At 40.8% G+C, this 13,958-nt stretch carries 15 protein-coding genes; 3 read left to right on the forward strand and 12 right to left on the reverse strand.

The annotated features are described in order from the left end of the window. Window positions 1-92: 92 nt before the first annotated feature. Window positions 93-353, reverse strand: a complete 261-nt coding sequence (locus tag ACFPU1_RS03545) for a hypothetical protein (protein WP_385938694.1) — start codon at window positions 351-353, stop codon at window positions 93-95. A gap of 111 nt (window positions 354-464) precedes the next feature. Continuing rightward, window positions 465-1,274: an ABC transporter ATP-binding protein gene (locus ACFPU1_RS03550; RefSeq protein WP_385938697.1), complete on the reverse strand. Its 810-nt coding sequence runs from the start codon at window positions 1,272-1,274 to the stop codon at window positions 465-467. Window positions 1,275-1,440: 166 nt separating this feature from the next. On the opposite strand from ACFPU1_RS03550, the gene ACFPU1_RS03555 reads away from it, so the two are divergent. Beyond that, on the forward strand, window positions 1,441-1,563 hold the full coding sequence (locus ACFPU1_RS03555) for a hypothetical protein (RefSeq protein WP_385938700.1): 123 nt from the start codon (window positions 1,441-1,443) through the stop codon (window positions 1,561-1,563). A 101-nt stretch (window positions 1,564-1,664) separates the two neighbouring features. Continuing rightward, window positions 1,665-2,249 (forward strand): DNA-3-methyladenine glycosylase, encoded by a 585-nt coding sequence (locus ACFPU1_RS03560; protein WP_385938703.1) that lies wholly within the window; start codon window positions 1,665-1,667, stop codon window positions 2,247-2,249. Window positions 2,250-2,420: 171 nt separating this feature from the next. Here ACFPU1_RS03560 and ACFPU1_RS03565 read toward each other — a convergent pair whose 3' ends face one another. The 4 genes from ACFPU1_RS03565 to ACFPU1_RS03580 all read right to left on the reverse strand — a co-directional run bounded on the left by ACFPU1_RS03565 (window position 2,421) and on the right by ACFPU1_RS03580 (window position 4,405). Beyond that, window positions 2,421-2,672, reverse strand: a complete 252-nt coding sequence (locus ACFPU1_RS03565) for a hypothetical protein (RefSeq protein ID WP_385938706.1) — start codon at window positions 2,670-2,672, stop codon at window positions 2,421-2,423. Between the two features lie 52 nt (window positions 2,673-2,724). After that, a complete protein-coding gene (locus ACFPU1_RS03570; protein WP_385938709.1) occupies window positions 2,725-2,985 on the reverse strand; it encodes a hypothetical protein in 261 nt (86 codons plus the stop codon). Between the two features lie 145 nt (window positions 2,986-3,130). Next, window positions 3,131-3,421 (reverse strand): iron-sulfur cluster assembly accessory protein, encoded by a 291-nt coding sequence (locus ACFPU1_RS17090; protein ID WP_442857434.1) that lies wholly within the window; start codon window positions 3,419-3,421, stop codon window positions 3,131-3,133. 54 nt (window positions 3,422-3,475) lie between these two features. Beyond that, the gene (locus ACFPU1_RS03580) at window positions 3,476-4,405 is read right to left on the reverse strand and encodes a dipeptidase (RefSeq protein WP_385938712.1); all 930 of its coding nucleotides are present in this window, start codon (window positions 4,403-4,405) and stop codon (window positions 3,476-3,478) included. 122 nt (window positions 4,406-4,527) lie between these two features. On the opposite strand from ACFPU1_RS03580, the gene ACFPU1_RS03585 reads away from it, so the two are divergent. Next, entirely contained in the window at window positions 4,528-4,845 is a 318-nt protein-coding gene (locus tag ACFPU1_RS03585; protein WP_054637021.1) for a YppG family protein, read from the forward strand. A gap of 506 nt (window positions 4,846-5,351) precedes the next feature. Here ACFPU1_RS03585 and ACFPU1_RS03590 read toward each other — a convergent pair. The 6 genes from ACFPU1_RS03590 to ACFPU1_RS03615 form a co-directional block, all read right to left on the reverse strand. Next, complete coding sequence (locus ACFPU1_RS03590; protein WP_385938717.1) at window positions 5,352-5,684, reverse strand: cyclic-phosphate processing receiver domain-containing protein; 333 nt, start codon at window positions 5,682-5,684, stop codon at window positions 5,352-5,354. A 64-nt stretch (window positions 5,685-5,748) separates the two neighbouring features. After that, window positions 5,749-9,582 carry a dynamin family protein gene (locus tag ACFPU1_RS03595; RefSeq protein WP_385938720.1) on the reverse strand — a complete coding sequence of 1,278 codons (3,834 nt, stop codon included), beginning with the start codon at window positions 9,580-9,582 and terminating at the stop codon, window positions 5,749-5,751. A gap of 78 nt (window positions 9,583-9,660) precedes the next feature. Continuing rightward, window positions 9,661-10,815, reverse strand: a complete 1,155-nt coding sequence (locus ACFPU1_RS03600) for an MFS transporter (protein ID WP_385938723.1) — start codon at window positions 10,813-10,815, stop codon at window positions 9,661-9,663. Window positions 10,816-10,892: 77 nt separating this feature from the next. Then, window positions 10,893-12,110 (reverse strand): EAL domain-containing protein, encoded by a 1,218-nt coding sequence (locus tag ACFPU1_RS03605; RefSeq protein WP_385938726.1) that lies wholly within the window; start codon window positions 12,108-12,110, stop codon window positions 10,893-10,895. Window positions 12,111-12,252: 142 nt separating this feature from the next. Continuing rightward, the gene (locus tag ACFPU1_RS03610) at window positions 12,253-12,867 is read right to left on the reverse strand and encodes a flavin reductase family protein (protein ID WP_385938728.1); all 615 of its coding nucleotides are present in this window, start codon (window positions 12,865-12,867) and stop codon (window positions 12,253-12,255) included. Window positions 12,868-12,894: 27 nt separating this feature from the next. Further along, complete coding sequence (locus tag ACFPU1_RS03615; protein WP_385938731.1) at window positions 12,895-13,755, reverse strand: alpha/beta fold hydrolase; 861 nt, start codon at window positions 13,753-13,755, stop codon at window positions 12,895-12,897. Window positions 13,756-13,958: the final 203 nt, after the last annotated feature.

Below are 13,958 nucleotides of genomic sequence, written 5' to 3' on the forward strand. Positions count from 1 at the left end.
AATACCTCTGTGATTCTCTCTATATCAAGGTACAGAGCATTTATGAGAAAAAGTGAAAGGAATCATGTAAAATTTTCAAAACACCCTAATGCTTATGGAAGCACCCCAAAAAAACGGTTAAGAGCAAAGAAAAAGGAAATGAGGGCAGCAAAAATGCACATATAGGAAAATCCTCTGCGGCTTTCATTGTCCTCTTTATATTCAAGTCCTAAAAACAGTAAAAAAGCACCGAACAGTATTCCAAATACACCTGGAATTTCTGTTGCTCCATCTGTGAATATAACTACTAAAGCCCATAGAACAGCCCCAGTTCCTGCTGCCCAACGCAGAATTCTGAAAGTTTTCTTATTCAATTCCATCACCTTCCTTACTTTATATTTTTACTATTTATTAATTTTTAAAACAAATACGGTACGTGAAATTTTTTTGAGAGGGAAAGGATTCCTTTAGTAAGGATCCTTTCATCACTTCATAGACGTGATACTTAGCCACGGTCTGTTGTCCTTCCATTCTATTTCACAAGGGACATCAAACGTGTTGGTCAGGTTAGAAGATGTGATCACTTCCTCTTTTCGCCCGTTTCCTGCTGACGTTCCATTCTTGATGAGCTGCATGTGAGTGACAAAAGGCAGGATCTCTTCTACGTGGTGAGTCACATAAATCACTGCAGGGCTGTTCGGTTCCTTTGACAGGGACTCAAGCCGGGAAAGTAAATCCTCTCTCGCTTTAACATCAAGCCCGCTGCATGGTTCATCCAGTAAAAGAAGATCTGGTTCTGCCAGCCAGGCTCTTGCCAGCATCACCCTTCTCTTTTCTCCCTGGGAGAGCTGGTAAAAAACTTTTTCCTCTGCTGGCTCCATTCCAAAAAGAGAAAGGGCTTCTTTGGCATTAAGATATTCCTGGCGCGATAAGGGTGAATAAATACCAATGGAACCATACTTTCCGCTTGCTGCAATTTCTAATGCCGTGTCTCCCGGCTTTGCTCGGTACCGGTCATCAAGTGCATCACTCACCCAGCCAATTTTCTTTCTTACTTCTTGTACATTGACTTGTCCGAATTTATTTCCCAAAACTGTAACATTACCTTTGGTCGGCCAAAGAAATCCAGTAATAAGTTTTAAAATAGTCGTTTTCCCTGAGCCATTAAGGCCGAGTAGACCCCAGTGCTCTCCATGGGAAATGGTCCACTCAAAGTGTTCCAGAAGCGTTTTTCCCTGAATTTTGACCGTGATATCTTTTAGTTCAATCATTGAATCATTTGATTTCTTCATCATTTTTTCTGCCTCCGCAAATACAGTATCTTTTTAAACTATTCTCCACCATTCGATAAATTCCTTGTTTTGTGTGATGTTTTATTGGTTTAATGGAGCAAGGAAAAAGGAAAAGAAAGAGAAGATGAAGAGAATATGTAAAAAGACGGGAAATAAGGGAGGTATAGAGATGAAAAAACTTGGAATCCTATTGTCAATATCATCAATGCTCGTATTTTTAGGGGCATGTGGTGACCAGCCGCCCGCCGATGAGGAAGAAGATATACCAGGCGACCTTGAAGAAAATGAATAGCTTTAATAAAACAGGCGGAACCAAAAAGGTTCCGTTTCTTATTTTGTATCCACTCTATGTTACCCTGATAAATAAACACCAATAGAGAAGGAAGATGCTTAATGCTGTTTTCCCCCTTGCCAGTGGACTTTTATCAAAAATCCACCCTCACACTTGCCAAATCGCTTTTAGGACACATTCTTATAAAAGAAACAAAGGAAGGCGTGACAGCCGGTTATATCGTAGAAACCGAAGCGTATATGGGTCCTGAAGACCGGGCGGCCCACAGCTTTAATAATAGAAGGACAAAACGCACAGAGGTCATGTTTGGTCCTCCTGGCTATGTGTATACGTATGTGATGCACACTCACTGTTTAGTGAACGTGGTAAGTGGTGAGCCCGGTAAACCAGAAGCTGTACTGATACGGGCAGTAGAACCACTCCTTGGGATAGATTTAATGTATGAACGTCGAGGTGATAAAAAGGAAAAGGACCTGACAAATGGCCCTGGAAAATTGACAAAGGCTCTCGGCATTATTAAAGACGATTACGGTCACCCCTTTCATCAGCCGCCCCTTTATATTGCTGAGGGGCGAAACGAGGAATACATTTCTCAGGGACCAAGAATCGGAATTGAAAACTCTGGAGAAGCGAAGGACTATCCCTGGAGATTTTGGGTGACCGGAAATCCATTTGTCTCTCGATAGAATGGAGATCCACTGTTTTAAGATTACAATTCTACAAGTAGATTTTTCAGTTAATAAAAAAAGGTAACCAAATTAACTTTAAATTGGTTACCTTTTTACTACGTTACTTTTTCTATATCTCCCACTCAAAAGAACGGTGTTGATTTTGTGCTATCCTCTTTTATGTTTCCGTTATTGTAACAGGTTTTCATTAACAAATTGGTATCCTTTTTCCGTAATGGTAAATTCTATCCGGTTTTCTTTATTTGTTATAATACGTAGCAGACCTTCCCTTTCAAGCTCTTCAATAAAGCCTTTTTCAAAATGAAAGTCGCTTTTGTCTTCCATTGTCATTGAGTTTGCCTGCAACGTTCCTTTTTTGTTCTTTCCGTCTTTATACAGCTTGTACGCTTCCCGCAAATATTGTTCCTTCTGAACATCCATCGCTTATACCTCCTGTTTGAAAGACAGTCCTTAAGCTTTGTTATCCCTGTATTTAACGCAGGAAATCCCTGAATAGTTTATCATCTTGAATGACAATAACATCCTCTGGATGCTTGTTGGGATGCAGGGGGTTTTCTTGCTCGGCAAAGGTAATACTTCCGTTTTGCTCGAGATCATTGAGTACCTCCCTTATATCCTCTTGTTTAAATCCCTCTTTTTTACCTTCTTCTTCTAATGCGCTGGCCAGGCGATTATCTTTTTGCACCATTTCATCATAAAGAAAGATTTTCAGTTCTTTCGGTTTACGATTCATCAGTAATCCCCCTTACCAATAATTGTTACCTATAGTTCTTTACTTTCCCTTACCTCTTTTCACCATTACTTATTCAAAAATCTCCTCCATTGCAATATAAAAAGCCCGGCTTCTCATAAAAGAAACCAGGCTTCCTTCTTAAAGACTAACAGCAGTCAGAGCCAGCACTGTTTTTCATAGTCAGTGACTTATTACCCGACATATCAGCCTCTACATCCAATGTCACCGTATCCACGTGAGAGACAATCTGCTCTTCAATGGCTACGTTTAATCCGTTAATTTCCTTCACAACATCCGAGTCCTGTGGCTCATCCAGAGCCAGCCCAAATTTTGGACCTCCTCAGCCCATTCCGGCAAATACGACACGAATGTTAGACATGGAATGTTCTTTCATTACATCTTGGATAAATGATTTAGCTTCATTAGTAATTTCCATTCATCTCACCTCTTTTCACTACCCTATTGTAGATTAATATTTCCAATTTGAAAACTAAAAAAACCTCCGGGTGTCTCTCCAAAAACGGGCAAAGTTTTCCCCGGCTATTCCTCTTACTATATTTTCATCATAACGCTTAAGAAGCCAATTTATCAAAGCATCATAATCAGCAGGGGATGACAGGCCTTGAATCGTCTGATCAATTCCATCAAAATCTGACCCGAAACCAACGTGCTCAATCCCCCCTAAGCTGCCAATGTGATCAATATGGCTCGCCAAGTCCTCCACTAAAGCTATTTTCTTTTCTGTAATAAACGGGGGATAAAAAGTAAGTCCGATAAAACTGTTTTTCTGAATCAGTGCCCGGATCTGCTGATCCGTTAAGTTACGTTTATGTCCGCACACAAACGAGGAATTAGAATGACTTGCAATCAGGGTACCACCGTGCTCAACCACATCCCAGAAACCATGCTCATTCAGGTGGGAAATATCCGTTACGATCCCAAGCTCCTGGTGTAATTTTACGACATGTTTTCCTTTTGAGCTTAATCCGGCTCCCCTTTCTTCAAGGACACCGTCCCCTAGTTCATTTGCTTCATTCCAGGTCAGGCTTGCCATCTCCACCCCCCAGTGTTTAAGCAGCCTCCATAATACAGGATCTTCTCCTATATAACCTGCTCCTTCAAGGGCAAGAATTGCCTGTGTTTTTCCTTTTATCTCATGTAACGGCTGGCCTGGCTCCCATCTGATGCACGGGTGAGTAATCACTTCTTCATAAAACAAATCCATCTGTGCAAGCAGAATAGAAAAACGGCTATGCTCGGCAGGCGCAACAGGCACAAACAGTGCGAACACCTGGGCATTCACACCTCCTTGTACCAGATGTTCAGCTGAAACGGACAAGGCAGGACTTTTGGAAAAGTTACGATCTTTCGTTTTCCACATTTTCCATAGGGGATCACTGTGAGTATCAGAGATGAACAAGACATCTCCTCCTTTTTCCAAAAGTATCGGGTATATGCCCACCCTACTAGAAAGTAACAAACATAAACTAAAACAGACGCCAGTAGATATTGGCAGCCAGAAGTTCAGAGGAGTGAAAAAATATGAATCGTAAACTTCCTTATGCTGAACCACCTTTCCCTGTTCAACCACACCATCCTTATTCCTCCCCTCATACGCCAAGAGGGCAGTATCATCCATATGCAATGCAACAGCCCTATCCTTTCCCGGGAGGAGCTCCGCTTCATGGAGGTCCTAGAAGAAACTCTCCATTATCCGCGGTGATGAACGGGTTTGTAAATGATCAAGGAAATCTTGACCTGCAAAAAACAATGACGACAATGAATACAGTAATGCAGACTGTTCACCAGGTACAGCCTCTTGTCAGACAAATGTCCGAGTTATTTATTAAAAGATCATAACCGGTATAATGCTATCCTATGTACAACGATAATAGAAAAGAAAGCAAGGATTTATTCCTTGCTTTCTTTATTTTTTGTCAACGGAATCCCATACGCAACTGTTTCATTTTTGTTTTTCAACATCCACCCTAATGAAGGATGTTTATCGAGAACAGGATCAGGTCCTACCCTACTTGCAAATCTCTCATCAATGGTAATGTTGATGGACTCTGCTTCCTCATTGTTTTGCTCTTGACCTTCCAGGACAAGTTCGTACTCAATTGTGCCTTGTCAGCCATGAGTTTCTTTTCCCGTAAGATAAATAGAAGCTTGCGTAGTGACAATGCTCTCAAAGACCGCTTTTTTTCCTCTATCTGTAATACGCATACTTTCACCTCACCTTTCTATTATTACAGCGTGCTTTTTATCATACCCCTTTGCTTGTCCGTAAAAAACGATTGCTCTGCTATCTTTTCCTTATTAAAAAAAGTGAATTGCTCTATCAGCAACTCACTTTAAAATATGATCTATAACGGTAAAGGTCTGTGAACCACTTTTATCTCACGGGGCATATTGCCGTCTTTCTGGGCCTCCAAAAGTCGCTTGTACATTTTTTTTCCTTCACTCGCGTTAGCTGAATGAATCGTAATTCGTTGTGCATACACACCTTGTTCAATCATATGCAATACCACTGCGTAGCCGTTTTTCTCCTTACTTCCCAAGTCATGGTCAAGTGAAAGGTGAGTGATTGGATTTCCTTCCCTTATAAGCTCAATACAGTCATCAGCCGTTTTCGCTAACACATGCTCCTCTGGACATTGACGTACATCATCTAAAAAAACATTTAGTCGCTTATTCAAATAACCATATCCTTATAAAGCAGATTTTCGTTAGCAAGGGTTTCCATCTACTTCTTTCACCGTATCACAATCTGCCATCACTAACAACACTCGCATCCAATTCTCTATTTTGGATGACAGTAAGGTTCTCAATGGCATCCTCTATGTTTATTGTCCGAACAGGCTTTTCCAGCTGTTTCACTTTATCGTTAGCCAGGAAATCTAATTCCTTTATTTTTTCATCTTTGATACCCTGGATTTTTCCTCGTAAAAAAGGAAGGAGCTCTTTGATCATTGTCTTTTTCCAGTCTTCAATGAAGTCATCGACCCACGGACGAAGAGCAATTTCGAGCTTGTCTTTAAATTCCACATTTCCTTTTTCAATAAAAAACTCGTGGGAGCTCGTATATCCTTCATAAAGGGAGAGTACTGTTTTTCCATCTACCGTAAGTCCCTTTGCTACAGGATAAGAAGGGATCTCTGTCTTCGTGTCCCCACCTGAAAGCATCGGCTCAATTCTCTCACCTATTTTCTGAATATGGGCTTCGGCTTTTTTTATTTGTCCATTTAGAAAGCGTTCCAGGCGGATATACGTTGCCCTGATTTCTTGTGTTAAATCATGAGAAAAGAAACGTAAGAACTCGTTGACCAGCTGTCTGAGTCGTCTTTTAAAATCTTCTTCATCAGAAAACTGAAGAGGTGTAAATGTTTTTTTAAATTCATCAAAGTACCGATAAAACACCCTCTGTTTCACATAAAACAAAAGTTCCTCTATTTCTTGAGCAAGTTGCTTTTCATATACATCGGTCTCCATATTTCTTATTTTTCCTATTGTTTCCTCTGAGTTCTTCTGGTACATGAGCAGGGTTTCTTTTCTTTGCTTTACTGTTTCAAAAGCTTCGCCTCTAAGACGTAAAAGGCTATCTTTGGCAAACTTTATATCATCCCAGCATTCTTTGATAAGAGTTTCATTCATGACCTGTTGCCTGAATCCGTGGAATTGATGCCAAAATTCTTCTATGCCGGCATAGTGAAGAAGTTGCTCTTTAGCAACAGATGGATAATGAGCATCCAGCCATTTTTCCTCGTCTGAACTTAACTCCCCTGACTTTGCTTTGACTCCCAACAGTCCGCTTTTACTTGAAACCGGCAGTATTCTCGGACGTCGAATTCCAAAAGTTATGAGCTCATCTTCTACATGCTTTAAAACAGACGTAAGTTCATCCTCACTTGAAGCAAGATCACTTGCATTTACGATAAAAAACATTTTGTCGTAACGGAAAAATTCCTTTATTCTTCCTAATTGAATGAGAAACTCTTCATCAGCTTTTGAAAAAGCATGATTATAGTAGGTTAAAAATAACAGAGCGTCTGCATTTTTCATATATTCAAAAGCCGTAGCCGTATGCCTTTGATAAACAGAGCTTGCTCCTGGAGTATCAGTCAGTGTCACCCCGCTGTTTGTGAGAGGGCATGAAAGATAGAAATAGGTTTCAGCTATAAACATAGCGTGCTCTTCCTCAGCCGCTGCTTTTTGAAATGTCACAAGGTCTGTTTTCTTCTCTTCTCCCAGGTTTCCTTTATAGGTTCCATAGCCGTGAGCAAAGAGGGAAAGCTGCGCGAGCCGGTCACCGTCTAAATAGGTAAAAGGATCTTCCCATTTCTCTTCCTCTTTCTCGTGGCGCTCGTCTTTCTCTATCTCCGCCTGCTGCTTCGCTCTTTGCAGCATCCTCTCTCGTTTTTGCCACAAAGACAGAAACTCAGAAACGGAACTCACTGAAGTTTCACTAAATACTAGAATATCGTTAAGATCGTTTAGCAAGTCTTTTTCTGTTTTATACGTAATGCGTACTGTGCCATTCTTATTTTTATCATCAGGAGACATGATATGGTTGACGCTGGCCGTTGTTGGGTTAGGCGAGACCGGGAGATACTCCCCGCCAAGAAGGGTATTGGCAAAGGAAGATTTTCCAGCACTGAAGGCCCCAAACAGTGCCACTTGAAATGAATCCTCTTTAAGCCTTTCAAGGCGTTCTAAAAGCCTTTTTCTTACCAATGTCAGGCCTTCAAAAGCAGATATTATGCCAGCTCCCTCTTCTATCCATAGGAGTTGTTCACTGAGATTTCCGGGAGCCTCAGAAAGACGAGAGCGTGAATCATCATGCTCTGCCATGCTCCCTATATTGACGGAAAAACCTTTTCTTTGTTCTTTTGCATTTATTTTAAATGCAGTTTCAGATGGTTTCTCTGCTTCTTTTTCTTCCTCAGTAATATCAGATACACGGTCAATGTAGCTTGTAATCCTCTTCCTCCAAGCTGTTTGATATTCTTCTGCTTTCGCTGCCATTCTCCGCTTTTCTTCTGTAATCACTATTTGCCGCTTTAATGACTCCTGTTCTTTTTTCTTTTGCTCTTCAAGGTTCAGCTTCATTCTCCCAATTACCGGGTGAAGAGCTTCTTTAAATAGTAAACGGACTTCTGATACTAACAATCTGCAGTAGGTCAGCACATAATCCTGAGTAAATAAGGCACCTTTTCGTTCTGCTTTGCGAATGACTTCAGAGGTTATTGGAACATCAATGTTTTGGATCTCCTGTTCGATGTCAATATCGTCTATCCTGTACACACGAAGAAGGTCCTGTAATTTTTGCTTAAGATGGATCTCAATATAAGCCCTTACATTTTCCTGTACGGAATGAGTCAAAGCCTCCAGACGTTCCTTTTGTTCACTTTTTGTCTTTCTCCTTGAAAAAAGGCCTCGCACTTTAAAGCTTCCCTGTCGTGATTCAAGATAGCTTCGCGCAGCATTCCGAGTGTGATAGGGAGTCAGTTTGGCATTAGAAAAAATATGGTCAAAGGCCCTTAAGAGCTCCCTTTCCATTTCGTCCTCCAACAAAGGAAGAGCTTTCATTCTTTCCTCCATTTTTTCAAGCTCTTTATTAAGCGAAAAGGAAGAAACGCCTTTTTCCCATGTAAAGGTCAACCCTTCCTTTTCTTCTGCGTTGGATTGTTCCCAGGCTATATGTTTTTCTAATAATCGATAAAAGCCTAAAGCTGCCGTTTGAGTAATATCTTTTTCCTTATTTGTTACTCTCGAAGACAGCTCTTCCTGTAAAAGCTTCCACTCATTTATTTCCAGCTCAGGTGAAAAGGAAGATATAAAAAACGTGCCACTTGTGGCAAGTGATTGTCTTGCTAACGTACTTGCGACCTTCTTTTTAAATGACTTAAAAGAAAGTTCTGCTTCATTATGTTTGTCGATTTGACTAATCACTGCTACAGGGTACATATACCGTTCATTCAACTCTTTGATAAATGCCATATTCTCTTTGGATTCAACATGGTGATAATCCATCAAATACAGGATTAAATCAGCTTCATCAAGCTTTGCTTCCGCTGCCAGGCGATGTGCTTTATCTGTTGAATCAATTCCTGGCGTATCCATAATGATGACATTTGCAGGAATGCTGGTGGTCGGAGTAGCAATAGAGACTTCCGTAACTTCATCACCGTCTTTGCAATACTCCTTTATGGTCTGAAGATCAGTTGGATCTTCTAACAAGACTGGAGATTTTTCTTTGAATGTAATCCTTGCCTCATGGTTTCCTTTTTTAATTTCAACAATATTTGCACTTGTGGGGATAGGGTGTGAAGGCAGAAGATCTTTTCCTAGAAGATGATTAATCATAGTCGACTTTCCTGCAGAAAAGTGCCCGCAAAAGGCCACTTTCCATTTATTCTCCTTCATCTTTAAAAGGAGTCGTTCTGCTTTTTTTGAGTTTTCAATATCACCGGCTGCTTTCCATTGTTCAGCAAGTTCCTCCCCTATTTCCTGGAGCATTTGCTTGTTAAAGCTACTTTGCTTCATCAAAGTTTGAATTTCCTGTTTGGTCAACAGAGCAGACTTCCATGTTCTCATTTCCTATCACCTGCAATATCGGTCTAGGGTTCCTTATCTAAGTGTAACGAATTAAAAATTGTCAGTCTACTTTATACTCTAGGTTTCTCTTAATGCAATTTTAAGACGTAACGAATAAATGAAAAGGAAGAGGACGCCGGTAACCGCAAAAACGCCAAGGAGAGTATACAGTCCTTCTCCTCCGTAATGTTCCATCATCCATCCCCCGCCTAGCGATCCTATAACACCTGACAATCCAAAAAATGTAGTGATAAAAAGTAAATGCCCTGTAGCCTGTAGTTCTTCGGGCACTAGCTTAGAGATATACTGAAGAGCTGAAAAATACATCCCTCCAAAAGTAATACCGTGAAGAACCTGAAGCCAAAGAACATGACTTGGATCATCCATTCCTGCCATCATAAACCAGCGAAAGGCATACAGCAAACCAGCAATTAAAATAAAAAAGAGCGGGTGAAATCTGCGGAACCATAAGTAAGATAGAAAAAAGACGACTGCCTCAGAAACAACCCCCACAAACCACGCCATTCCAATCAAAGACTCCGCTCCGCCAAGTTCTACAATAAACAACCCTAAAAAACTGTCATTTGCCCGGTGTCCTACCGAAATAAAAAAAATCATTCCCAGAAAAAACAGTACTCTTGGTTTCACTCCAAACTGAAGAGCATAAACGATAGTAACCGGTTTATTCGCAGGCTTAGCATCTGTGACCAGCCATGCCATTGAGAGGGCAAGAAGAGTAAAAAGCAAAAAGGGAACGTATAAATAAGAGACCCCTACGCGCTCTAAAAAGAAACCACTGACCAGTGAGGTAAAGGCGAATCCAAGAGAACCCCACATACGTATTCGCCCGAAGCTCAAGCCCTGCTGCATTGCTGTTTTCTGAGTCAAGCTGTCTCCAAGAGCCGTAGTTGGCGCCACAAAAATAAAGAGCATAAAGCCAAAAATGAACAGAGCATAGAATTCAGTTATCTGAAAAAAGAAGACGCTGACTACGGCGCCTGAACTAAGGCAGATTATAAGTATTTTCTTGATCGTTTTCCACTTGTCGCTCATGTACCCCCAGAAAGGCTGGGCAAACACAGCTGCCAGGGGCCCGATAGCAATCAGCCAGCCGATTTGACTTTGTGACCAGCCTTCATTTTGAAAATATACAGGAAGATAACTGACCAAGACGGTTAGGGCTGAGTAAGCAAAAAACAAGTAGCCCATAAGGGGAAGTGTCTGCCTGCGCATAGTTTTTCTCTCCTTTTCAATCTTTGGCCAAAACGTTGTAGAAAATAAAGACCCCCATTAAGGGGGTGGGTACAATCTTACAATAAAAAGTCTTGTTCAAATAAATAGGAATAAGGGATGTCAATGAAGACATACATCTGCTCATTAATTGGCGAAGAATATGTTCTGATGAGTTCATCCTTATGGATGTCTGTATACAAATCAGACAAAAAGCCTCTCCCTTCATAATTCATACGAATAATGTTTTCCAGAAAGTAAGGGCGCCAGCTCCAGTTTTTTGATTTATCTTCCGGATGGTACTCCCATGTTCCTTCTACTTTTACAGCATTTCCAGATTGCTGGAATCCATCTTCATTACATATATATACCCGAAAACAAAGGTCATCAAGTCGCTTTGCTACGACTTGGGCAATATGGTCGTAATCCTTTTGGTCTTTAAGATCATGCAGTGCTTCTTGAAGACGTATGTTTAATTTTTCACTCAAAGTAAGCTGAGCCTTAATTTTTTTTCTTTCAAAATCAAGAAAGTGGTGGAAATCCTTTTTAAGGCTTTCTTTATATTTAAATGGATCAACGAAGTCAGAAAGGTCTTTTTCCAAATATGAACCTTGATAATAACGAGCCCCGTGACGCCAGGCATAGTTTAACTGGTTAAATGTGCTGATTCTCTTAAACAAGAGAGCAGCACCTATCTTTCTTGAAAGCATGGATAACGAGTGAAGAACTTCCCGATAGACATCAGGAAAGGACCCATCATCAATGAGGTCCATATTCACCTTAATAATATTCGGACGCAAATAAGCAATGCGGTCCAGGTGGGTGCCGCTTTTTTCCACATCATCAATCGCCACTTTTATTCCGACACTTTGCACGTATTGAATAAAATATTTAAGGTGAGATACCTCACCATGAAAATCATGTTCAGTAATGATGAGAACCACCCTGGTCATATCAAAATCCTCATTTTCCTCTCGTGCTCTAAGCCTGGAAATAAATTGGTCGGCTCCATCCCCCACTAACAGGTTGGCATCCACATTTAAAAAAAGATACCCATCCTGCTCCTCGTCAATATATTTCTGAATGGCCTGATCCTGAATATATTCATCCATTTCCAGCCTATACTCTTCAGGAACCGACTGATCTTGGAAAAAAGAGCCTAAACTGATGATTTCTTCTTCATTTTTGAACCTGCCGACCACTTCATAACCAATGACATCCTGTTTATCGGCTCCTATCACTGGCTGAAAATAAGGAAGAGCCTTGTCTTTATGTAGAACGATATCTAATGCATCCATTTTTTATCACCTTTTCTATCCGTTACCACATCTCTCAATGTTTATTATATCATGGCTCATCTTATTATAAAAAATCAGGAGCATTCTACGTAAACCTTTCTCGTACAAAAAGCCGGCTCAATCGAGGATGAGCCCGCTTTTATTAGGTTGGCCGCGGCTTGGATATAATCTCTCCAAGCAGTCCATAGTCCACCCCGCCAAGCCTGCTGACAGGAGCCAGCAATTCCGTTTGAATATTTCCTTCTTTATAGAGAGAATCACTTACCCGATAGGAAACCACTTCTCCAATAATAAAATCACACCGCGGCTCATCTTGTTTCCCCCCAAGTTCCATATGCTGATGGAGGGTACATTCCAACGCCACTTTCGCTTCTTTAATCACAGGAACCGTTACTTTTTCGCTTTTTATTAATGTCAATCCTGTTTCTTCCACCTCGCTGACATTCGCTGGATAATTGGCTGCACTTTGATTAACCTGTTCAATTAAGGTTTCATCCACAATATGGATAACAAATTGATTATTTGCTTCAAGAATGTTTCTCGCAGTATCTTTAAATGAACCATCAGGTTTTCGTCCAACTGACACACCGACTAATGGAGGTTCCGCTGTAATAACATTAAAAAAGCTGAAAGGAGCGGCATTAATTGTCCCATCCTTTCCCTCGGTTGTAATAAATGCTATGGGCCTCGGGAGAATACTGGAGATTAACAGCTTATAATTTTCTTTCCTGGATAAATTTTTTGCATCAATGTTCATCTTTCTCACCTCTCCTCTCATCGTATTCTAGATTTCTTTCTTAGGCAACCTTTGAAAACGTCCTCTCTCTTCTAAAAAATTTATCATCTCAGTCAGAGTTTTTTCTGGCTGCTCTTTTGGGAGGAGATGCCCTGTTTTGGGATAAGTAATAAACCTGGCCTGAGTCAGTTGGGTAGATAGACGTTCACCTATAGATAAAGGAACTACTTGATCATTCTCTCCCCATAGAAGAAGAGTGTGATGAGCAATACCAAAAAGGTCTTCATCTTTCAAATCCCCTTCCCGGTGGCGTATTAAACCAATAAGGGACTGGTAGAAGGCCTTGTCCTTAAAAGGGGCCACATATATTTGATAGCTTTCATCGTCCGCATGCTTTTCATCATACACTACACTTTTAAAAATATTTCGTAAATCTGAACGGTTAATGAGAAAGCGGGCGCATAAGGGGGCAAGAGGCAGATAAGTAGCCAGGCGCAGCCTAATTGAAGACCGGCCTACATAACTGGAAGGAGCCATCAGCACCAGCTCCGAAATAAGGTCTGGGTAATACTTAGCCAGATAGAGGCAGATTTGTCCTCCCATCGAGTGTCCCACCGCGGTTATTTTCTTCACCGAGAGAATTTCCATTAATTCAGCGATTGTAGCTGCATAATTTTCATACGAATAAAGGTAACCGGTCCCTTTTTCACTTTTGCCAAAGCCGGGAAGATCCAATGCAATCACACGTGCAAATTCAGCAAGCTTCGGGATAACAGGCTTAAAGCTGTGAACTGAAGACACGAGGCCGTGGATTAAACATACGTCAGGAGTATCTTTTCCATAGCTTTTTGGCATGTATTCTTCAACATAAACAGAGACATTGTTCACTTTTATATACTTGCCCTCCATAGCACCCTTCCTTTTCTTCGTCCACTGTCATCTCCTTTATATGATTTACACAAGCAATGTTTCCATGTACTTTTTTTCTTTTTCACGATTCAAAAAGTGTGGCTGTAATAAAAACCAATTCCATGTTTGGGATTCAGCTCCTTCGTGCAAAGGACAAAGAAACAAAACAATAGGGACGGATCACGCAGAAATGGGCCACTTCT

Origin of the sequence: Thalassorhabdus alkalitolerans (assembly GCF_042656525.1) — a bacterium.
GTDB classification, from domain to species: domain Bacteria; phylum Bacillota; class Bacilli; order Bacillales; family Marinococcaceae; genus Thalassorhabdus; species Thalassorhabdus alkalitolerans.